Annotated in this window: 20 protein-coding genes; 10 read left to right on the top strand and 10 right to left on the bottom strand. The window is 66.5% G+C overall.

The features are described from left to right. Window positions 1-12: 12 nt before the first annotated feature. Genes mtaB through dapF form a run of 3 tightly spaced genes read right to left on the bottom strand, consistent with a single transcriptional unit; the run spans window position 13 to window position 2,384 of the window. Window positions 13-1,281, bottom strand: a complete 1,269-nt coding sequence (gene mtaB, locus D3877_RS07380; RefSeq protein WP_119830017.1) for a tRNA (N(6)-L-threonylcarbamoyladenosine(37)-C(2))-methylthiotransferase MtaB — start codon at window positions 1,279-1,281, stop codon at window positions 13-15. Continuing rightward, on the bottom strand, window positions 1,271-1,552 hold the full coding sequence (locus D3877_RS07385; RefSeq protein WP_119830018.1) for a DUF2442 domain-containing protein: 282 nt from the start codon (window positions 1,550-1,552) through the stop codon (window positions 1,271-1,273). The genes mtaB and D3877_RS07385 overlap by 11 nt, the downstream gene beginning before the upstream one ends. Before the next feature lie 4 nt (window positions 1,553-1,556). Beyond that, window positions 1,557-2,384, bottom strand: coding sequence for a diaminopimelate epimerase (dapF, locus tag D3877_RS07390; protein WP_119830019.1), 828 nt, complete (start codon window positions 2,382-2,384; stop codon window positions 1,557-1,559). 205 nt (window positions 2,385-2,589) lie between these two features. Here dapF and D3877_RS07395 point away from each other — a divergent pair, with 205 nt between their 5' ends. The 3 genes from D3877_RS07395 (at window position 2,590) to D3877_RS07405 (ending at window position 4,573) form a co-directional block, all read left to right on the top strand. After that, entirely contained in the window at window positions 2,590-3,579 is a 990-nt protein-coding gene (locus D3877_RS07395; protein WP_119830020.1) for a CorA family divalent cation transporter, read from the top strand. Window positions 3,580-3,678: 99 nt separating this feature from the next. Further along, complete coding sequence (locus D3877_RS07400; protein ID WP_147395101.1) at window positions 3,679-4,281, top strand: hypothetical protein; 603 nt, start codon at window positions 3,679-3,681, stop codon at window positions 4,279-4,281. 4 nt (window positions 4,282-4,285) lie between these two features. Then, window positions 4,286-4,573, top strand: coding sequence for a hypothetical protein (locus D3877_RS07405; RefSeq protein ID WP_119830022.1), 288 nt, complete (start codon window positions 4,286-4,288; stop codon window positions 4,571-4,573). Window positions 4,574-4,612: 39 nt separating this feature from the next. Here D3877_RS07405 and D3877_RS07410 read toward each other — a convergent pair whose 3' ends face one another. From D3877_RS07410 to D3877_RS07435, 6 genes are all read right to left on the bottom strand, one after another. Next, window positions 4,613-5,035: a GtrA family protein gene (locus D3877_RS07410; RefSeq protein WP_119830023.1), complete on the bottom strand. Its 423-nt coding sequence runs from the start codon at window positions 5,033-5,035 to the stop codon at window positions 4,613-4,615. Then, the gene (locus D3877_RS07415) at window positions 5,032-6,033 is read right to left on the bottom strand and encodes a glycosyltransferase family 2 protein (protein ID WP_119830024.1); all 1,002 of its coding nucleotides are present in this window, start codon (window positions 6,031-6,033) and stop codon (window positions 5,032-5,034) included. The genes D3877_RS07410 and D3877_RS07415 overlap by 4 nt, the downstream gene beginning before the upstream one ends. A gap of 56 nt (window positions 6,034-6,089) precedes the next feature. Then, a complete protein-coding gene (locus tag D3877_RS07420; protein WP_238474769.1) occupies window positions 6,090-7,730 on the bottom strand; it encodes a hypothetical protein in 1,641 nt (546 codons plus the stop codon). Window positions 7,731-7,839: 109 nt separating this feature from the next. Further along, window positions 7,840-9,525 carry a methyl-accepting chemotaxis protein gene (locus D3877_RS07425; protein WP_119830025.1) on the bottom strand — a complete coding sequence of 562 codons (1,686 nt, stop codon included), beginning with the start codon at window positions 9,523-9,525 and terminating at the stop codon, window positions 7,840-7,842. 168 nt (window positions 9,526-9,693) lie between these two features. Beyond that, entirely contained in the window at window positions 9,694-9,909 is a 216-nt protein-coding gene (locus tag D3877_RS07430) for a hypothetical protein (protein WP_119830026.1), read from the bottom strand. 41 nt (window positions 9,910-9,950) lie between these two features. Continuing rightward, the gene (locus tag D3877_RS07435) at window positions 9,951-10,850 is read right to left on the bottom strand and encodes a LysR substrate-binding domain-containing protein (RefSeq protein WP_119830027.1); all 900 of its coding nucleotides are present in this window, start codon (window positions 10,848-10,850) and stop codon (window positions 9,951-9,953) included. A 109-nt stretch (window positions 10,851-10,959) separates the two neighbouring features. Between D3877_RS07435 and D3877_RS07440 the strand changes: the two genes are divergently transcribed. From D3877_RS07440 to D3877_RS07455, 4 genes are all read left to right on the top strand, one after another. Then, window positions 10,960-12,132, top strand: coding sequence for an MFS transporter (locus D3877_RS07440; RefSeq protein ID WP_119830028.1), 1,173 nt, complete (start codon window positions 10,960-10,962; stop codon window positions 12,130-12,132). 177 nt (window positions 12,133-12,309) lie between these two features. Then, window positions 12,310-12,921, top strand: a complete 612-nt coding sequence (gene leuD / locus D3877_RS07445) for a 3-isopropylmalate dehydratase small subunit (protein WP_119830029.1) — start codon at window positions 12,310-12,312, stop codon at window positions 12,919-12,921. Window positions 12,922-13,007: 86 nt separating this feature from the next. Further along, window positions 13,008-14,123 (top strand): 3-isopropylmalate dehydrogenase, encoded by a 1,116-nt coding sequence (leuB, locus tag D3877_RS07450; RefSeq protein WP_119830030.1) that lies wholly within the window; start codon window positions 13,008-13,010, stop codon window positions 14,121-14,123. Between the two features lie 216 nt (window positions 14,124-14,339). Next, window positions 14,340-15,860: an AMP nucleosidase gene (locus D3877_RS07455; protein ID WP_119830844.1), complete on the top strand. Its 1,521-nt coding sequence runs from the start codon at window positions 14,340-14,342 to the stop codon at window positions 15,858-15,860. 123 nt (window positions 15,861-15,983) lie between these two features. Here the strand turns inward: D3877_RS07455 and D3877_RS07460 are convergent, their stop codons facing one another. Beyond that, the gene (locus tag D3877_RS07460) at window positions 15,984-16,601 is read right to left on the bottom strand and encodes a DUF4337 domain-containing protein (RefSeq protein ID WP_119830031.1); all 618 of its coding nucleotides are present in this window, start codon (window positions 16,599-16,601) and stop codon (window positions 15,984-15,986) included. Window positions 16,602-16,751: 150 nt separating this feature from the next. Between D3877_RS07460 and D3877_RS07465 the strand changes: the two genes are divergently transcribed. The 3 genes from D3877_RS07465 (at window position 16,752) to D3877_RS07475 (ending at window position 19,050) form a co-directional block, all read left to right on the top strand. Further along, window positions 16,752-17,315 carry a septation protein A gene (locus D3877_RS07465; protein WP_119830032.1) on the top strand — a complete coding sequence of 188 codons (564 nt, stop codon included), beginning with the start codon at window positions 16,752-16,754 and terminating at the stop codon, window positions 17,313-17,315. Window positions 17,316-17,417: 102 nt separating this feature from the next. Further along, window positions 17,418-17,714, top strand: coding sequence for a twin-arginine translocase TatA/TatE family subunit (locus D3877_RS07470; RefSeq protein WP_119830033.1), 297 nt, complete (start codon window positions 17,418-17,420; stop codon window positions 17,712-17,714). A 142-nt stretch (window positions 17,715-17,856) separates the two neighbouring features. Continuing rightward, window positions 17,857-19,050 (top strand): SPOR domain-containing protein, encoded by a 1,194-nt coding sequence (locus tag D3877_RS07475; protein WP_147395102.1) that lies wholly within the window; start codon window positions 17,857-17,859, stop codon window positions 19,048-19,050. The last annotated feature ends 231 nt before the right edge of the window (window positions 19,051-19,281 follow it).

Below are 19,281 nucleotides of genomic sequence, written 5' to 3' on the forward strand. Positions count from 1 at the left end.
GGGATGTCCGCTTTACAAAGGGGTGCCGGTGAGCGCGCCGTTCGCCACGCCGGTGATGGTGGCGCGCACCAGCGATCCGGGGGGAAGGGCGACGCCCAGGCGGATTTCCGCGAAATGTTCGGTGCGGCCCAGATCGTCCTTTTCGACCAGAACCGACGCGCTGCGGCCAACCAGGGTCGCCAGCATCCGCGCCTCGGCCTCGGCCCCAACGGCGCGCAGACGGGCGGCGCGCTCCTTGCGGACGGCCCCGTCCACCTGGGGCATCCGCGCGGCGGGCGTGCCGGGGCGCGGGCTGTAGGGGAAGACGTGCAGCCAGGTCAGGCCGCAATCCTCGACCATCTTCAGGGTGTTGGCGAACATCTCCTCGGTCTCCGTCGGGAAACCGGCGATGAAGTCGGCGCCGAACACGGCGTCGGGCCGCAGGCGGCGCACCCGCTGGCAAAAGGCGACGGCGTCGGCGCGGCTGTGGCGGCGCTTCATCCGCTTCAAGATCATGTCGTCGCCCGCCTGGAGCGACAGATGCAGATGCGGCATCAGGCGCGGCTCATGCTCGATCAACCGCCAGAGATCCTCGTCCATCTCGATGCAGTCGAGCGAGGACAGGCGCAGACGTGGCAATTCCGGCACGCAGGCCAGCAGGCGGCGGACCATCTGCCCCAGCGTCGGCGATCCCGGCAAATCGGGGCCGTAGCTGGTGATGTCCACGCCGGACAGCACCACCTCGTTGTAGCCCGCCTTGACCAGAGCCTGAACCTGCTCCACCACCGCGCCGATGGGAACCGAGCGCGACGGCCCGCGCCCGAAGGGGATGATGCAGAAGGTGCAGCGATGGTCGCAGCCCTGCTGCACCTGAACGAAGGCGCGGGCGCGGTCCTCAAAGCCGCCGATCAAATGACCGGCGGTTTCCTTGACCGACATGATGTCGTTGACCAGAATTTTTTCGGTCGGCGGCAGCCCCCAGCTTTCGGCCTGAAGCTTTTCCTGGTTGCCGATCACCTGATCGACCTCCGGCATCGCCGCGAAGCGCTGCGGGTCGATCTGGGCGGCGCAGCCGGTGACGACGATGCGGGCGTCAGGCCGCTCCCGCCGCAGCTTGCGGATGGTCTGCCGAGCCTGCCGCTCCGCCTCCGACGTCACCGCGCAGGTGTTGACGATGACGACGTCCTCCAACCCGGCGTTGCGGGCGTGGGCGCGCATCACCTCGGACTCGTAGCTGTTCAAGCGGCAGCCGAAGGTGACGATTTCCGGGTCGCCCGTCTTCACACGGCCATCATCGGGCATGACGCGCTCCCTCCCCGCTCAAAAGCGGCGTTGCCGTCGCGGCGGCGTAGAGCACAGCCGGATCCAGATCGGCCCCATTGGGCCAAACGACGGTTCCCAGATCGGAATCGACCCGCACGGCGGCGAAGATCGTCCGATCTTGCAACGGAGCGAACACGCCCGTGAAGGCGACCATGGCCGCGACATCGACCGCGCCCTCGGCGCCATCCTCAAAGCGGAGGCGCAAGCGATAGCCGTCCAACGGCTGCACAGCGATGACGTCCTTCAGCATCGGCTCATAGACCTGCCGACAGCCGTCCGCTGAAGCTCACGGCCACCGGGCCGGTCATCAGAACGCGGTTGTCCTCGGTCCATTCGATGGTCAGCGTGCCGCCGTCCAGGATCACGTCGGCCTTGCGTTCGGTCAGGCCCCGGCGCACCGCCGCGACCTGGGTCGCGCAGGATCCGCTGCCGCAAGCCTGGGTGATTCCCGCCCCGCGCTCCCACACCCGCATGCGGATGCTGGTCGGCGACAGGATTTGCGCGAATTCGATGTTGGCGCGTTCGGGGAAGAAGGGGTGATGTTCCAACGCCGCGCCGATGTCGTCCAGCGGCACCGCGTCCACGTCGTCCACGAAGAAGACGGCGTGCGGGTTGCCCATGCTGACGGCGACCGGCCCGGCGTATCCGGCGTGCGCCACAGCCTCGACGCGCAGCGTGTCGGCGGGACCGGCGAGCGGCACCTCCGACCAATCGAGCCGCGCCGGTCCCATGTCCACGGTGATGCGGCCGTTGTCGGCGCGGCTGGCGTGGAGAAGCCCGGCGGCGGTCTGGAAGGTCACACGGTCGCCGCCGCTTTCCTCCATCAACAGCCAGCCGACGCAGCGCGAGGCGTTGCCGCAGGCCCCAACCTCGCCGCCGTCGGCGTTGCGGATGCGCATGAAGCCGCTGGCGCCGGGCGCGTCGGAGGGTTCCAGAACGATGAACTGGTCACAGCCCACCCCGGTTCGCCGATTGGCGATCGCCCGAACCTCGGCCTCGCTGGGCTGATAGGGCGTGTTGCGGGCGTCGATCACGACAAAGTCGTTGCCAAGCCCGTGCATCTTCAGGAATTCGCGCGTCATGGTAGCCGTTATATGGCGAGCGGCGGGCAAGAGTCCATATCGGGAAGCCCGTTCACCGATCCCGCGCCGGAGCGTCTCCCATGCCAAAACGCAGGGACGCCGCCCGTCCGCTTCCCCCAGCCGACCGCCGCGACAGCAAATCCGTCACAAAGCCAGCCTATAAACGGCGCGCCTTTCCCATCACGCCGTCCATGGAGCCGCCGTCATGTCGTCGTTCGAGTCCAACGATGTCGATCTGATTTGCGGCTACCACATCCCCCTGAACGGTCGGGCGACGCCCATCCGCATGGAAGACGTGCCGGAGATGCTGGCCCGACCGGACGGGCTGCTGTGGCTGCATTTCAACCTCGCCAGCCAACGGGCGCGCCATTGGCTGGCGGCGCAGGACTGGCTGGACGAGTTCGTCCGCGAGGTGTTGTTGGAGGGCAAGGACACCCGCACGCGGGTGGAAAGCGTCGATGATGGGCTGCTGACCGTGCTCAGCGACATTCATTATGATCTGAAATACGAGCCGACCGACATCGGCACCCTGCGGCTGTTCGTCAACGCCCGTCACATCATCAGTTGCCGCCGCCACCCGCTGAAGGCGACCGACCGCTTGCGCCGGGCGCTGGACGACGGTCAAAAATTCGACAGCACCGCCGAGCTGCTGGCCGATCTGGTCGAGTATCTGGCCGACACGCTGAACAACGTGTCCGACAAGCTGGCCGAAGAGGTGGACCGCACCGAAGACGCCATCCTCGCCGAACGCTTCCACACCGGGCGCAGCAGCTTGGGGCAGGTCCGCCGCATGGTGGTGCATCTGCGCCGCCACGTCGCCCCGCAACGGCAAGCGCTGGGCCGCGTCACCCAAGCCCAAATTCCGTGGGCGGGGGAGGACGGCATGGCCCGCATGCTGAACGCCACCGGCAAGCTGGGCGACGTGCTGTACGACATCGAAGCCTTGCAGGACCGCACGAAGGTGTTGCAGGACGAATTGTCCGCCCGCATGGCGGAGGAACAGAACCGCAGCCTGTTCGTCTTGTCCTGGGTGACGGTGGTTTTCGCGCCGATGACGCTGATTTCCGGCGTCTTCGGCATGAACGTCGCCGGACTTCCCGGCGTCAGCGGTCATGAATCGGCGTTTTGGTGGGTGATGGCGTTGATCGTCGTGTCGGGGATCGGCATGTGGTTTCTGGTCAAGCCGCGCCGGTGAGTGGTGATGAGATGCAAGTGGAAGGGAGATGTTGACCGAGACGCGCTCGATGCTTAGAACTCTGAAGAAATTCTCTCAGAGCGCGAGATTTAAACAAATATGCTTCATATCGCGGCCCTAAGTCCGCGCGACACACGCGAACGTTCAAAAATTCTTGATTTGGGAATGCTCTCAGGCTGCGAGCACCTGCGGGCCTATGATTGGCAGGATGGTTGGGTTGTCGAAGGGATTGGCGCGTTGCGGTCGGCGGTCTCCATCCCCAGCCAGTTGGAAGAACGTCTGCTTGATCCGTGCGCAGAGTTGTACATTCACCACAACCACCCTGATGGGGGCGCCTTTAGCCGGAATGATCTTGTCCTAGCGCTTGATCTCATGAGTCGGGCGCGCGGAAAGCTTTATGCTCACGGGCATGACGGTTCAACCTACAGTGTGATGTTTGCCAACCGCCGATACACGGATCTTCTGTATCGGTTTCTTGCGGATCGGATCCGTGAGGTGTTGAGTGATGCAATCAAGGCGGGGCAGTTGTCGAGAGCCGTCGCTCACGCGCATTTTGCCCATGCCGTCTGTTTGGTCTTCGATCAGGCTGGCATCATGCATTACGAGTTCGTTTTGTCGCAAGGCAGGCTTGACGGTTGGCTTGAACACGCCGACTGTTTTGATGAAGCCATTCAGGTGGCCGTCCGCGCCATCGGGAGGTGATGCGATGCCAATGCTTTTGATCGACGAGCCGAGTCCCTTCGCATCGTTGGAGGAGTGGCGGGCGTTTCGTGATGAAATTCTGACATTGCCGATAGAAGAGGCCACCGTCGTTGCGGCGCTTGCGTTGGCCGATCAGATGATTGCCGCCTTGGTCGACGGGATTGCAGAGGGCGAGGCCGACTGTGGGCAAGGCGCCTTATCAGTGTCTGAGCCGTTGGTTGCCGAGGAGGGGCAGGCAGGGCTGGTTCGGCGCAGCGGAACAAGGAACGCCGTCACTTCCTTGCTGGGTTGAACAGGATGTTTTCATCCTGCCCAGCAGGTTGATAATCGCTCACGCCCCTTTGAACACCAGATGCTTGGACGCCGCGAAGTTGAAGAACATGCCCGCGATGGACCCGGCGGCCACCGCCAGGAAGGGGTGCGCGGCGACCACATCCACCCCGGCCTCCAACCCGACCGACACGCCGTAATTGACCACGCCGCCAAAGGCGTTGGCGGCGATGAATTTGGCCCATTGCCGGTGCAACGGCTCGGCCGCCGCGCCTTTGAAGGTGAAGGCGCGGTTCAGAATCCACGTGACCGTGGCGGCGGCGAAAAAGGACGGGATGCGGGCGGCGAAGAACTCCAACCCAACCGCCAGCCCGGCGTACAGCGCCGCCGTGTCCACCAGCAGACCGACGACGCCGACGACGCCGAACTTGCCGAACTGAACCGCGAGCCGCCCGAGACGGCTGTCGAGAAGCCCCGCGATCACGGCGCGCGGCCCGCCCCGTTCGCAACCAGCGCCGGATGGTTCCCCGGCGCCGGGATCGACAGATAGCGCATGCGCTTGGCCTCGCGCCGCCCCAACGTGACGGTGTCGAGGATCAGGCCGCAGGTCAGGCTGAGGAAGGCCAACAGCATCAGGCCCGTGGACAGAACGGCGGTGGGCAGACGCGGCACCAGCCCGGTGTGGGCGTAGGTCATCATCAAGGGCCACGCCAGAACCAGCGCCAGAAGGGCGAACAGCCCGGAAATGCCGACGAAGAAGGGGATCGGCCGCTCCTCCTTCACCAGAATGATGATGGTCTTGAGAATGCGGATGCCGTCGCGGATGGTGTTCAGCTTGCTGTGCGAGCCGGGCGGACGATCCTTGTAGGGGGTCTTCACCTCGGCGATGGGCATGCGCAGTTCCAGCGCGTGGACGGTCAACTCGGTTTCCGTCTCAAAGCCGCTGGCCAGCGCCGGGAAGGATTTGATGAAGCGGCGCGAGAACACCCGGTAGCCCGACAGCATGTCGCCGATGCGGTTGCCAAAGATGTTGGCGACCATGCCGGTCAGCACCAGATTGCCCAGCCGGTGGCCGGGGCGGTAAGCGGCGACGATCTCCGTCACGCGGGCGCCGTTGACCATGTCGAGCTGGTCGTCCCACAGCCGCTTGACCATCTCCGGGGCCGAGGCGGCGTGGTAGGTGTCGTCGCCATCGACCAGCACATAGACGTCGGCCTCGATGTCCGAGAACATCCGGCGCATCACGTTGCCCTTGCCCTGCAACGGCTCGCTGCGGACCACGGCGCCGGCGGCGCGCGCCACCGCGATGGTCCGGTCGGACGAGTTGTTGTCATAGACATAAACCGTCGCGTCGGGCAGCGCCGCGCGGAAATCGCGCACCACCGACGCGATGGCCGCCTCTTCGTTGTAGCAGGGAATCAGAACGGCGACGGTCGGCGACGGCAGGGCGGAACGGTCGGTGTCGGTCAAGGCGAGGCTCATGGTGCGGGACGCTTCGGACGATGTCGGTGACGGGATAAACAGCACAAAGCGAAGGCTTATTCCACCGCAACCCGCGCAATCGCGCAAAGGTTCAGCGTTTCGCCCAGATTGTTCGGGACCGGGCGGCAGCTTTGCGGGTCCAGGCGCAGGCCAAGCCGCAAGGCCGCTTTGGCCGCGCCCGGCGTGTCGGGAATCGTGCTCAGCATCAGGAAGGCGCCGCGATGGGAGGCGATCTTGTCCTTCAGGATGGCGAGATAGCCGTTGCCGACCGAATCCGGCTGCAAGAAGTTCGATTGGATGCGGACGAAGCTCAGCCGGGCGGGGAAAGACGGGATGACGTGGGAAATCGCCCAATAGCCGCCCATCAGCACCATGGTGGTTTCCGGGTCTTCGATGGGCGGAACCTCCGCCGTCACCCAACGTCCGGGGCCGTCCGGGTCGGGCCACGCCACGCGGCCCCAATCCGCCGGTCGCGCCGTGACCTGCACCGCCAGAAGCAACAGGATGGCGAGGCGGACCGCCCAGCGGCGGGACAAAGGCAGCAGGCCGACCGCCATCACCAACGCCAACGGCGCCAGCATCTCCACCGGCACGAGGTAGCGGTAGATGCAAAACATCGCCACCCACAGACCATAGGTGACGGCCAACGCGGTCAGCAGGAAGCGGGTCGCGGGCGCTTCGGTCAGCCACGCGCTCGCCGGGCGGATGCGGCGGATCGCCAGCGCGGCGACGGTCCCCAGCGGGATCAACACAAACAGCGCCAGAACCCGCAGATCGAACCACGGCACCTCGCCCACCGTCAGCGGGGCAAAGGTGAAGGTGAAGGGAAAGAACAACCGATCCCAGCGCGACGACGGGAAGAAGCTGACATTCACATAATCGGAGATCGCGGCGAAGGGCGAACGGAAGAGCTGGTTCATGTGCGGGAACACCGGATTCCCGTAATCATGCCACAGATGCGCCATCCAAAAGCCGCCGCCCAGCCCCAGCCCGGCCAGCACGCCGACGCCAAAAAAGAAGGCCAACCACAGGCGGCGCCAGGGATGGGCGGGCAGCGCCAGAAAGGCCAGACACAGGCCGACCGCGTAGATCACCGTCGGATTCTTCAAGCCCATCGCCACCCCGGCGAACAGCCCGGCCAGCGCCACCCGGCCAAAGCTTGGGGCAAACCGCCCGGTCAACAGCCCCGGCAAACCGCGCGCCACGATGACCAGCGCCGCCAACACGCCCAGACTGACCAGATTGTCGTGAAAGGTCGTGCCGATCAGCCCCAGCGTGCCGCCGCCCAAGCCCCCCATCGCCGCCAACAGCATCGCGGCGACCGTGCGGCGGAGCGGCGAGTCCCCGCGCAGGCAGGCCAGCGACAGCAGGAACAGCAAGGATAGGTTCACGCCCTGGATCGCGCCCCAGACGAACCCGGCGACACGCGCGGGCAGGCCGTTGGCCAGCGTGAAGAACAGCGCGTCCAGCGCCGGGTTGTAAAAGGTCGGCATTTGCGCGGGCAGCAGATCGCCGTCGATCCGCCCGGTCAGCAACGCGTAGCCGTTGTACCAATGGTAATTCCGCAAATCCCAATTGGCGTCCATGCCGAACGCCAGGGTCAACCCGCTATAGGCCAGCGGGGCGAGAAGCAAAAACAGCCTCCCGATCAGGCGGGCGCGGCGGGCGTCGTCGTCGGGCGGAATCAAGGGCTGCATGATGGCGCGGACGCGGGCTGTTGCGGCTGCTCCCTTGGTAGGCCACGGACCATCCCGCCGCAAGCCCGCCGTTTTTTTACGACAGGCTTGCGGGGGCTTGCGGGAAAGGTCAGGCCGCATTCACGTCGTTGAGGAAGCTTTCGACCTCGCGCCGCAACTGGGTCGATTGGCTGGTCAGATGGACGGCGACCTCGCCGACCTCGTCCGCCGCCTTGCCGGTGTCGCCAGCGGCGCGCGTCACGCCGACGATGTTGCTGGTGACGCTCTGGGTGCCCTGCGCGGCCTCCTGAACGTTGCGGCTGATTTCCTGCGTCGCCGCGCTCTGCTCCTCCACCGCCGAGGCGATGGTGGCGGAGATTTGGCTGATTTCCGTGATGATGCGGCTGATCTCCTCAATGGCGTTCACCGCGTCGCGCGTGGCCCCCTGGATCGAGCCGATCTGCCCGGTGATGTCCTCCGTCGCCTTGGCGGTCTGGTTGGCCAAGCTCTTGACCTCGTTGGCGACCACGGCGAATCCCTTGCCGGCCTCTCCGGCGCGGGCCGCTTCGATGGTGGCGTTCAGCGCCAACAGATTGGTTTGACCGGCGATGGAGTTGATGAGGTTCACCACATCGCCGATTTTCTGCGCGCCTTCGGCCAGCCCGGCGACCACGCCGTTCGCCCGGTTGGCCCCGGCCACCGCCTGCTCCGACACGCGGGTCGATTGCGCCACCTGACGACCGATTTCGGAAATCGACAAGGACAGCTCTTCCGCCGCCGCCGCGACGGTCTGCACGTTGGCCGAAGCCTGCTCCGCCGCCGAGGCGACGTTGGCGCCTTGTCGATTGGTTTCCGAGGCGGATTGCGTCAACACCCCGGCGGATTGCTGCATTTGGGTCGCGGCCCCGGACAAACTCCCGACCACCGTGGTGATGCTGTCCTCGAAACCACGCATCAGCGTGTCCAAGCGGGCGGCGCGGCGCGCCTTGCCCTCCTCCTCAGTCCGTTGGGCGGCGGCGAGGCGCTCGGCTTCGATGGCGTTGCGCTTGAAGACGTCCACGGCCTCCGCCATGGCGCCAACCTCGTCCTTGCGCCCAACGCCCGGGATCTCCACCTTGCGGTCGTTCGCGGCCAGCCGTCCCATCGCGGCGGTCATCTGAACAATCGGCCCCGTGATGGAGCGGTTGAGGATCATGCCGACCATCGCCGCGATCAGCGTCGACAGCAGCGCCCCGCCAATGGCGGCGGCGTATCCCGTGGAAAAAGCGTCGCTCTGCTCGACGCGGCGATGGTCCAGCAAGGCGCCCTCGGCCTCTTCGACCTCAGCCACCAGCTTGCGGATGCCGTCCATAGCGCCTTTCCCCACGCCCTTGGCCTCCATGGCGCGGGCGCTTTCGCGGCTGTCCGGCTTGGCCATCAGAGCGATTTCCGGCTCGGCCACCGATTGGCGCCAGGACAGTCCAAGACGTTTGATCTCGTCCAGACGGCGCTGCTGTTGGGGATTGTCGGCGGTCAGGCGTTTAACCTCGGCCAACGTCTCGTCATAGGTCCTCTGTCCTGAGCGATAAGGTTCCAGAAAGGCTTGGTCGCCGCTGACCAGATAGCCGCGCACGCCGGTTTCCTGATCGACCATCGCCGCCATCACGGCGTTGACGGTCTGGATCACCTTGTAGGTGTGGGTCGTCCGCCCGTTGGAGGTTTGGATGGTGGACAGGGCGCCATAGGTGGTCGCGTTGATGGCGCCGATCACCAGAATCAGCGCGGCGAAGGACACCAGGAGCTTCCGCCCGATCTGAAGGTTTGAAAACCAGGACATTGCGAGTTCCCCATGGCTGAATCATCCGCCAACCGGCGGTGGAGCCGATCACAGATCCGCTGTTTCCAGCGCTGTACGCAGAGGAACGCGACCATATCACTTGAGTGTTTCAGTTTTTTCACAGAACCGCGCCCACTCGGGCGTGGAGACGGCGGAGCGCGGCGGCGGTCACGGCGCGCGGCGCGGTCGCCCCGCCCACAGCAGCAGCGCCCCCAGCACCAGCGCCGGAAGACCGAACACAACAAACAGCATCACGAAGGCCTCGCCGCCCTTGCCGCCGCCAAGCCCCAGATGGCCGACGCCCGTCAAAGCGCTGAACGCCAGCAGAAGCCACCCCAGAACGGTCGCGAACCGCGCGCCGCCGGATCGACCCGATTGAGACACGCTTCCCCTCCTCCCCGCCAAGGCCATCGGCGCGGGCGGGGTTACGCCCACCCGGCGGGGGCATTGTCCGTCTGCGCCCGCAGCCAATCCAGAAATTCCGGCGCCTCTGTGCGATCCGGTTGACGACTTTCCAACAGGACATAGCGCCCCGACACCACCGCTGGACAATCGGGCAGAACGACCAGACGTCCGTTCGCCAGCGACCGTTCAATGAACAGCAGCGGGACCAGGGCGACCCCCAACCCATCCTCCGCCGCCTGGATGGCGAAATAGGTGTGATCCACCTCCAGCCGGTTGCTCAACCCATCGACGCCCACGCCGTTCGCCGCGCACCAGCAGGGCCACAGGTCGGGCCGCGAGCGGATGGCGATGATCGGCAAAGACGCCAGCCCGGCGGGAAAGCCGCGCGCCCCTGCTTCGGCCAACAGGCGCGGGCTGCACACCGGGGCGCTGCGCTCCGCCATCAGCGGGTGTGGGGTCAGCCCGGCGAAATGGTCGGGATCGCGGCGGATCGCGCAATCAAAGCGGCGCGACTGGTCGATGCGGTCGGGCGCGGTGAACAGCGACAGCTCCAGATCGGGGCAGCGCGCCTTGAAATCCGGCAGGCGCGGCAACAGCCAATGCATGGCGAAGGTTGGGATGCAATCCAGATGCAGGACCCGCCGCCCGCCCTCCTCGGCCAAGGCGTCGGTCGCGGTCGCCAACCGCTCGAACAGGTCGGCCACCCGCGCGAAATAGCGCGCGCCCACCGGCGTCAAGCGGACCTGCCGTTGCGAGCGGTCGAACAGGGTGTGGCCGATCCGCTCCTCCAACAGCTTGATCTGACGGCTGACCGCGCCCGGCGTGACGCACAGCTCCTCGGCGGCCAAGCGAAAATTGCTGTGGCGGGCGGCGGCGACGAAGGCGCGCAGCGCGTTGAGGGGCGGAAGCGGCGAGGACATCCGTTGATTTTTTCTCAACAGACGCCGCAAAACAAGTCGTTTTGCCGCACCCCGGTCGTGGGTCTAGCCTTGCCTCCTCATTGCGCGGGCGGGAACGGCGTTGGATCACATGTCGCGGCGGTTGGTGGTGGCCTTGGGCCTGTCGCAGCTTTTGTGCTGGGGCATCTCTTATTATCTGGTCGGGGTGTTCGGCACGGCGATGGCCGCCGATCTGGGGCATGGGCTGACCGCGATTCACGGTGGCTTCACCGTGGCGCTGATCGTCCAGGGGCTGACGTCGAGCCGGATCGGACGGGCGATCGACCAGCATGGCGGGCGCCCGGTGATGGTGGCGGGATCCTTGGTGATGGCGGTCAGCCTGTTGGGTCTGGCCGCCGCCCGCGAGTTGATCGGCTATTACGTCGCCTGGATCGGCTTGGGGTTGGCCATGCGGATGACGCTGTACGACGCCGCCTTCGCCGCGTTGGCCCGCATCGGCGGGCGGGAGGCGCGGCGGCCCATCGCCCAGATCACCCTGCTCGGCGGCTTGGCCTCGTCGGTCCTCTGGCCGGTCGGGCAGGCGTTGGCCGATGGTTTGGGCTGGCGCGGGGCGCTGTGCGTCTACGCCGGAATCGCGCTGTCCACCATCCCGCTGCACCGGATGATTCCCGACCATCGCCACATCGCCGCGCCTGCGCCGGAAAGCAACATGGACGACGGTCCGGCTCCGCGCCCGGCGGGGGCCTCCCCCGCCGTCGCGGGCGTTCTGTACGCCGTGATGGTCGCCTTGACCGGCCTGCTGAATTCGGGACTGTCGGCCCACATGATCGGGTTGATGGCCGGGCTGGGGTTGGCCCCCGCGCTGGCGGTGTGGGTGTCCACCCTGCGCGGCGTCGGCCAGTCGGCGGCCCGGCTGGCGGAGGTGCTGTTCGGCGCGCGGCTGTCGCCCTTTGGGCTGGCGGCGTTCGCCAGCGCCCTGCTGGCCTCCTGCTTCCTGGCGCCGCTGCTGTTCGGCATGGCTCCGTTGGTGGGCGTTCTGTTCGCCCTGCTGTTCGGCGCGGGCAACGGGCTGCTGACCATCGTGCGTGGAACCTTGCCGCTGGCGCTGTTCGACCCGACCAGCTATGGGCGCACGGTCGGGCGGCTCATCACGCCGGGCTTCTACGTCGCCGCTCTGGCCCCGATGCTGTACGCGTTTGTGATCGAGCGGCACGGCGAAACGGCGGCGCTGTGGCTGTCGCTGGCCTGCGCGGTTCCCGTGTTGTTGGCGGCCCTGCTGCTGAAAGGCCTGTTTCATCGTTGATCGGCGGAAGCGAAGCGCGCAAGATTGCTGCGTCGTTCGCGGTCAACGCATGCCTGTTCGCTCGCCGCCGGGCGGCATGACGGCAAGCTTCCGCTGGCAATGGCCGGTCTGGTCTGCTATTCAGCGACACTCCGCATGCGCACGCTTGCGCCTTCTTGCGCGACAGGATTTTTGGCGATGGAAAAGTTTACGGTTCTCTCCGGCGTCGCGGCGCCGTTGCCGATGATCAACATCGACACCGACATGATTATCCCCAAGCAGTTCCTGAAGACCATCAAGCGGACGGGACTGGGCAAGCATCTGTTCGACGAGATGCGCTACACGCCCGAAGGCGGGGAAATCGCCGAGTTCGTGCTGAACAAGCCGGCCTACCGTCAATCCAAGATCCTGGTGGCGGGCGACAATTTCGGCTGCGGCTCCTCGCGCGAACACGCGCCGTGGGCGCTGGCCGATTTCGGCATCCGCTGCATCATCGCCCCCAGCTTCGCCGACATCTTCTACAACAACTGCTTCAAGAACGGCATCCTGCCGATCAAGCTGCCCAAGGAGCAGGTGGACCTGCTGCTCGACGACGCGTCGCGCGGGTCCAACGCCGTGGTCACGGTCGATCTGGAAAACCAGACCATCACCGGCCCGGACGGCGGCTCCATCAGCTTTGAGTTGGAACCCTTCCGCAAGCATTGCCTGCTGAACGGTCTGGACGACATCGGCCTGACGCTTCAGGAAGTGTCGCGGATCGACAGCTTTGAAGGCAAGCGCCGGGCCGAACAGCCCTGGTTGGCGATCTAACCTCCATCGGATCGCGGGGGTTGGCTTGACCGCCCCCCGTCCCGTTTCCTCTGTTTTCGACGTCAGTGTTTGGGAGTGCGCGCGCCATGCCCGCCAATAAGAAGCTTCTGTTCCTCCCCGGCGATGGTATCGGTCCGGAAGTCATGCGCCAGGTCCGTCGGGTCATCGATTGGATGGACCGCAAGCGCGGCATGACCTTCGACGTGTCGGAAGGTCTGGTTGGCGGCGCGGCCATCGACGCCTATGGCGTGCCGCTGAACGACGCCACGCTGGCCGAGGCGCTGGCCGTGGACGCCGTGATGCTGGGCGCCGTCGGCGGTCCGAAATGGGACAACCCGACCGACTACACCAAGCGCCCGGAAGCCGGCCTGCTGGCCCTGCGCAAGGAACTCGGCCTGTTCGCCAACCTGCGCCCGGCGGTGGTGTTCGACGCGCTGGTTGACGCCTCGACCCTGAAGGCCGACGTCATTCGCGGCCTGGACATCATGATCGTCCGTGAATTGACCGGCGGCGTCTATTTCGGCGAGCCGCGCGGCATCACCGACATCGGCAACGGCGAACGTCGCGGCGTGAACACCCAGGTCTACACGACCTCGGAAATCCGCCGCGTCGCCCGCGTGGCCTTCGAGTTGGCGCGCAAGCGCAACAACAAGGTCCACTCGATGGAGAAGGCCAACGTCATGGAATCCGGCCTGCTGTGGCGGCAGGAAGTGACCAAGCTGCACCAGGAGGAATACTCCGACGTGACGCTGGAGCACATGTACGCCGACAACGGCGCCATGCAGTTGCTGAAGAACCCCAAGCAGTTCGACGTCATCGTCACCGACAATCTGTTCGGCGACATCCTGTCGGACGAAGCGTCGATGATGACCGGCTCGCTCGGCATGCTGCCCTCGGCCTCGTTGGGCGCGCCCGACGCCGACGGCAAGCGCAAGGCGATGTATGAGCCGGTGCATGGCTCGGCCCCGGACATCGCCGGTCGCGATCTGGCGAACCCCTGCGCCACGCTGCTGTCCTTCGCGATGGCCCTGCGCTACTCGTTCGACCTGGACGAGGACGCCAAGCTGATCGAAAAGGCCATCCAGAACGTGCTGGGCGGCGGCATGCGCACCGCCGACATCATGGCGCCGGGCATGGCCCGCTGCTCCACCACCGTCATGGGCGACTCGATCCTGCGCGAGCTGGACAAGGTCGCTTCCTGATCGGTTGATCGGTTTTTAAGAAACAAAGGCCCGTCCTCCGCACGAGGGCGGGCCTTTTTTCTTGGGACGAAGCGCGCGCGTCAAGACGACGCGAAAGAAACCACTGTTTCTGTGGTCATTGCCGATTGCGGAAGCGCCGGGCTTTTGCTGTTGCGGCGCTGCGGGCGGGTGTCCAAGATCACGGACCTTCGCGACGCCGTGAGCCGATCAAACGCCATGACCCTGCCCCCGCTTCCCCCCGGCCCGGTTGGCCAATTCACCGACGCCAAAGACGCGCTCGCCTGCCTGCGCGACATCTACGACCGCAACACCGGCTTTCTGCGCGACCGCTTCACCGCCTACACCAAGGGCGACGAGGAGGGCGGCCCCAACCGCGCCCATTATCCCTATGTGCGGCTGACCACCCGCTCCAGCGCGGCGGTGGACACCCGGCTGGCCTATGGCTTCGTCGGCGGTCCCGGCGCCCACGCCACCACGGTGACGCGGCCCGACCTGTATGAGCGCTATCTGTCCGAACAATTGACGCTGCTGCTGCGCAACCACGGCGTTCCGCTGGAAATCGGCGTCAGCGACGAACCGATTCCCATCCATTTCGCCTTCCCCCAAGGGCTGTATGTCGAAGGCGATTTGCCGCCCGACCGTTTGACCCGCCTGCCCGACCTGTTCGACCTGCCCGATCTGGCGCGGATGGACGACACCATCGTCAACGGCGTGGAGGATCTGGGGCCGGACGCGGTCAAGCCGCTGGCGCTGTTCACCGCGCCGCGCGTCGATTTCTCGCTGCACCGGCTTCGTCACTACACGGCGACGGCGCCCGAGCATTTCCAGAATTTCGTCCTGTTCACCAACTACCAATTTTATGTGGACGAGTTCATCCGCCTGTCGCGCGAGGTGATGGAGCCGACCGACGACCCGGCGCTCGCCGCCTACCGCGCGCAGTATGACCGCTTCGTCGAGCCGGGCGAGGGCGTCACCCACAGCCGCAACCGGGGCGCCGCGCAGAACGACGGGGCGCCGGACGACGTGGCGCCGAAGCTGGCGCGGATGCCGCAGATGCCCGCCTATCACCTGACGCGGCCCGACGGCAACGGCGTCACCCTGGTGAACATCGGCGTCGGCCCGTCCAACGCCAAGACCATCACCGACCACATCGCCGTGCTGCGCCCGCACGCCTGGATCATGCTGGGCCATTGCGCGGGCCTGCGCCACACCCAGCGGCTGGGCGATTACGTGCTGGCCCATGGCTATGTCCGCGAGGACCATGTGCTGGACGCCGATCTGCCGCTGTGGGTGCCGGTGCCGCCGCTGGCCGAGGTGCAGCGCGCCCTGGAAACGGCGGTGGAGCGCGTCACCGGCCTGTCGGGCTATGATTTGAAAAGCATCATGCGCACCGGCACGGTGGCGACCATCGACAACCGGAACTGGGAGCTGCGCGACCACCGCGAACCGCTGATGCGCTTCAGCCAGAGCCGCGCCATCGGCCTGGACATGGAAAGCGCCACCATCGCCGCCAACGGCTTCCGCTTCCGCGTGCCCTACGGCACCTTGCTGTGCGTGTCGGACAAGCCGATGCACGGCCAGTTGAAATTGCCCGGCATGGCCGACCGCTTTTACCGCGAGCGGGTGGACCAGCATCTGAAAATCGGCGTGCTGGCGATGGAGCTGCTGCGCGAATACGGGATGGAGACCCTGCATTCCCGCAAGCTGCGCAGCTTGGCGGAAGCGGCGTTTCAGTAAGTTTCTTTTCCCCCTCCCCAACCCTCCCCCGCTTCGCGGGAGAGGGAGGATTGGGCGACACCACGCTCGTTCCCTCTCCCGCGTGAGCGGGGGAGGGTTAGGGAGGGGGCAACGCGCGCGCCCTTACAGGAACGGCAGCGGATAGACCAGCGTGAAGCCGTCAACCGCCAGCGCCAAGCCGACCACCGCCAGAACGCGGCTGACCCACAGGATGAAGCCCATGTTGGTGATGGCGAAGACCGAGGCCAGCACGATGGCCAACTGCAACAGCCCCTCGGCGAAGTCGAAATAAGGATCCTGAGTCGCCGCGTGGTCGCGCTTGGCCTCCGCCGCCTTGGCCTTGGCCAGCAAATCCTTGCGGCTGTTTTTGCCGTCGTCGGCTTCCATCTTGTCGGCGTTGACGCGGTATTCGGCGGATTTCTTCAACGCGCGCGCCTGCCCTTCGGCGGGCATGCCAGCGCTCAGCAATTCCAACTCGTCCGCCGCCAGCCGCAGGCTGATCTGCCGTTGGGTCTTGGCCTGATAATAGGCGAAGCTGTCCGACGCCTCGATGGCGCTGGCCATCATGTCCTTGCCCGCGTTCGACCCGGCGACGCTGACGATGGCGAGAACCGCCGCCAACATCGAAATATAAACGGCGGTCGAAATCTTCAACCCGCCCTCGCCGTCGTCATGCCCGCGCTTGCGGTGCTCATGCTCGTGAGCCTCGTCGATCAGCTCTTTGACTTCCGCCGCGTCCATGGTCGTTCACCTGTGCTGGTCCAACGTGTCGCCGCACAGTTAGACGAGCAACGCCGGAAAGGAAAGGCTTCGCAAAAACGTCACGCGATCACGCGCCGATGATTGCTTTCGCCCCTTTCACGGCGGGCCGGTTCGGGCTATGTCAGAGGAATGAATCCGCTCGTTCGCCTGCTGACGGAGGCCGGCCCGCTCGCCGCCTTCTTCATCGCCAATTCCCAAGCCGGCATCATGACCGGCACCGCCGTTTTCATGGTCGCGATCACCATCGCGCTGGCCGTCTCCTGGCATCTGGAGCGCCGGGTGCCGATCATGCCGGTGGTCGGCGCCGGATTCGTCCTGATCTTCGGCGGGCTGACCTTGTGGCTGCAAAATGATCTGTTCATCAAGATCAAGCCGACGCTGGTCAATCTGATGTTCGCCGCCGTGCTGTTCATCGCCCACGTCACCCGCCGCAACGTGATGAAACGGCTGCTGGGGACCGTGCTGGCCTTGAGCGATCAAGGGTGGCGAACCCTGAGCATCCGCTGGGCGTGGTTCTTCCTGCTGCTGGCCGTCGTCAACGAGGTTGTTTGGCGCAGCATGGACACCGACGCCTGGGTGAATTTCAAGGTGTTCGGCATCATGCCGCTGACCTTGCTGTTCAGCGCGCTGCAAACCCCGCTCATCATGCGCCATCAAATCCCGGAAACGGCGCCGAACCGCCCGTCTCCCTGACCTTAGCCCCTTGTCGGCGGTCGGGCGCGCCCTCACATCCGGGGCGCATCCCCTCGACCCCGCACCCACCACAGACCGATCGACCACAGAGGTTTCACGCTCATGGGCAGTTTCAGCATCTGGCATTGGATCATCGTTCTGCTGATCGTCCTCCTCCTGTTCGGCGCGGGCAAGCTGCCCGCCGTGATGGGCGACATCGCCAAGGGCGTGAAGGCCTTCAAGGCCGGTCTGAAGGACGGGGAGGAGGACACCGCCGCCGCCCCGCCCGCCACCACCGCCCAGACGGCGGCCCAGACGGCGGCCCCGGCGCAAACCGCCGCCCAAGCCCCGGCGCAACCGCAGGCCCAGCCGCAGCCGGTCGCCGCGCCGACCGAACCGGCGAAGCCGCATCAGGGCTGAGGTCCCGTCTTTCTCACGGGCTGCGACCGCATAGCGGTTTGATCGCCCGAGGAAATACGATAGAAAGATGGGGCTGTCCCGCAGCTTGCGTTTGCGCAAGGCTGGGGACAGCCCCTGTTCCTTTCGGGATGCGTTGCCCGCCGTGACGTTCAAAGATCAAATGAAGGCCGCCGGCAAGTCCTCGGACGCGCCCACCCCGGAGAGCGAGGACATCGCCAAGCTGCTCCGCGCGCTGAACGACGATCTGAAGGCCGACCCCATCGACGACGTCGCCGATCTTGAAGACGATGACGACGAGCCAAAGGCCGCGCGCGGCGGCTTGCCGTTGGGCAAGATCGCCGCCGCCCTGCTCGCCGCCGCTGGAATCGGCTTCGCCGTGGTGATGCTCGATCCAGGCGGCAGTCCGCCCAGCGACCCATCCGCCGCCGCGACCACGTCCCTGGTTTCGCCCGCCCCGGCCATCACCCGCGCGCCCGCCGCCAACACGGCCAACCCCGCGCCGGAATCGCTGATCGCCCGCGCGCCCGCCGCCGCAACCCCGGCTTTGCCCGTTCCGCCGCCCACAGCGCCCGCGCCGACGCCGCCCGCTGGCGCTGCGCCGATGGCGCCGCCGCCCGCGTTGAAGGCGCCCGAACCGCCCGCCCTGCCGCCGACCGCCGCCCCGGCCTCCACCGCGAGGCCCGCCCCGGTCGCCAAACCGGCGGAACCGCCGCACGCCGCCCCGCCCCCCACGCAAACCGCCGCCGCGCCTGCGCCAGCGGCCCCGCCGCCGCCCGCAGCGCCCGCGCCCAAGGCCGTCGAGCCAGCCCCGGCCAAGCCCGCCGAACCGCCCGCCGCGAAGGCGACGGAAACCGGCGCCCTGCAAGCCATGCTGGCCCCGCCCAAGGATCCGCGCGAGCCGGTCAAACGCCCGCCGCCGCCCGCCAAACCGGCGGAGGCCAAAGCCGCCGAGCCGAAAGCGCCGGAACCGAAGCCCGCCGCCGCCAAGCCGCTGGCCCCGGCCACCGGCACCTTGACGGTGCCGATCCAATCCACGCCCGCCGCCCCAGCCCCAGCCCCAGCCGCCGCGTCGGGGGCTTCCGACGACGCCGTTCCCAGCGGTCGCTATTCGGTGCAGGTCGGCTCCTATCAGGTCGCCGAAAACGCGGCGATTCAGGTGCAGAAGCTGAAAAAATCCGGCTACGCCGCCTTTGGGCTGGACTGGACCGACAGCGCCAACAAGACGTGGCATGTCGTGCGCGTCGGCGGTTACGCCGACAAGGCCGCCGCCCAGCGCGCCGCCGACGATCTGAAAGCCAAGATGGGCCTGCCCGCCTACCCGGTATCGGCGCGCTGACGACAAAACGGACGGTCGTCGGATCGCTGGTCCCGACCGTCCGCCCCCGGTTGTCGCCGCTGCGGCATACTGTCATCCCCCGCGCGGATTTTTGCGGAAACGGCGCTTTTCCTTGGCCGTTTCACCCCCCTGACTTTGGTCGCCCCTCCCGGCGCGCCGCTTGATCCGTGCTTCTGCTTGCTCGTACCATGGACATTCCAGGGCGCACGCAAAACAGACAAGTCGGCACCA

Source organism: Azospirillum cavernae (assembly GCF_003590795.1).
GTDB lineage: Bacteria > Pseudomonadota > Alphaproteobacteria > Azospirillales > Azospirillaceae > Azospirillum > Azospirillum cavernae.

Bases quoted from the DNA above. Each gene is read 5' to 3' on its own strand.
- D3877_RS07400 (WP_147395101.1), top strand. From the start codon at position 3,679: ATGCTTCATATCGCGGCCCTAAGTCCGCGCGACACACGCGAACGTTCA.
- D3877_RS07470 (WP_119830033.1), top strand. From the start codon at position 17,418: ATGGGCAGTTTCAGCATCTGGCATTGGATCATCGTTCTGCTGATCGTC.
- D3877_RS07405 (WP_119830022.1), top strand. From the start codon at position 4,286: ATGCCAATGCTTTTGATCGACGAGCCGAGTCCCTTCGCATCGTTGGAG.
- dapF (WP_119830019.1), bottom strand. From the start codon at position 2,384: ATGACGCGCGAATTCCTGAAGATGCACGGGCTTGGCAACGACTTTGTC.
- D3877_RS07465 (WP_119830032.1), top strand. From the start codon at position 16,752: ATGAATCCGCTCGTTCGCCTGCTGACGGAGGCCGGCCCGCTCGCCGCC.
- leuD (WP_119830029.1), top strand. From the start codon at position 12,310: ATGGAAAAGTTTACGGTTCTCTCCGGCGTCGCGGCGCCGTTGCCGATG.
- D3877_RS07435 (WP_119830027.1), bottom strand. From the start codon at position 10,850: ATGTCCTCGCCGCTTCCGCCCCTCAACGCGCTGCGCGCCTTCGTCGCC.
- mtaB (WP_119830017.1), bottom strand. From the start codon at position 1,281: ATGCCCGATGATGGCCGTGTGAAGACGGGCGACCCGGAAATCGTCACC.
- D3877_RS07455 (WP_119830844.1), top strand. From the start codon at position 14,340: ATGACCCTGCCCCCGCTTCCCCCCGGCCCGGTTGGCCAATTCACCGAC.
- leuB (WP_119830030.1), top strand. From the start codon at position 13,008: ATGCCCGCCAATAAGAAGCTTCTGTTCCTCCCCGGCGATGGTATCGGT.
- D3877_RS07415 (WP_119830024.1), bottom strand. From the start codon at position 6,033: ATGAGCCTCGCCTTGACCGACACCGACCGTTCCGCCCTGCCGTCGCCG.
- D3877_RS07420 (WP_238474769.1), bottom strand. From the start codon at position 7,730: ATGCAGCCCTTGATTCCGCCCGACGACGACGCCCGCCGCGCCCGCCTG.
- D3877_RS07460 (WP_119830031.1), bottom strand. From the start codon at position 16,601: ATGGACGCGGCGGAAGTCAAAGAGCTGATCGACGAGGCTCACGAGCAT.
- D3877_RS07425 (WP_119830025.1), bottom strand. From the start codon at position 9,525: ATGTCCTGGTTTTCAAACCTTCAGATCGGGCGGAAGCTCCTGGTGTCC.
- D3877_RS07440 (WP_119830028.1), top strand. From the start codon at position 10,960: ATGTCGCGGCGGTTGGTGGTGGCCTTGGGCCTGTCGCAGCTTTTGTGC.
- D3877_RS07385 (WP_119830018.1), bottom strand. From the start codon at position 1,552: ATGCTGAAGGACGTCATCGCTGTGCAGCCGTTGGACGGCTATCGCTTG.
- D3877_RS07395 (WP_119830020.1), top strand. From the start codon at position 2,590: ATGTCGTCGTTCGAGTCCAACGATGTCGATCTGATTTGCGGCTACCAC.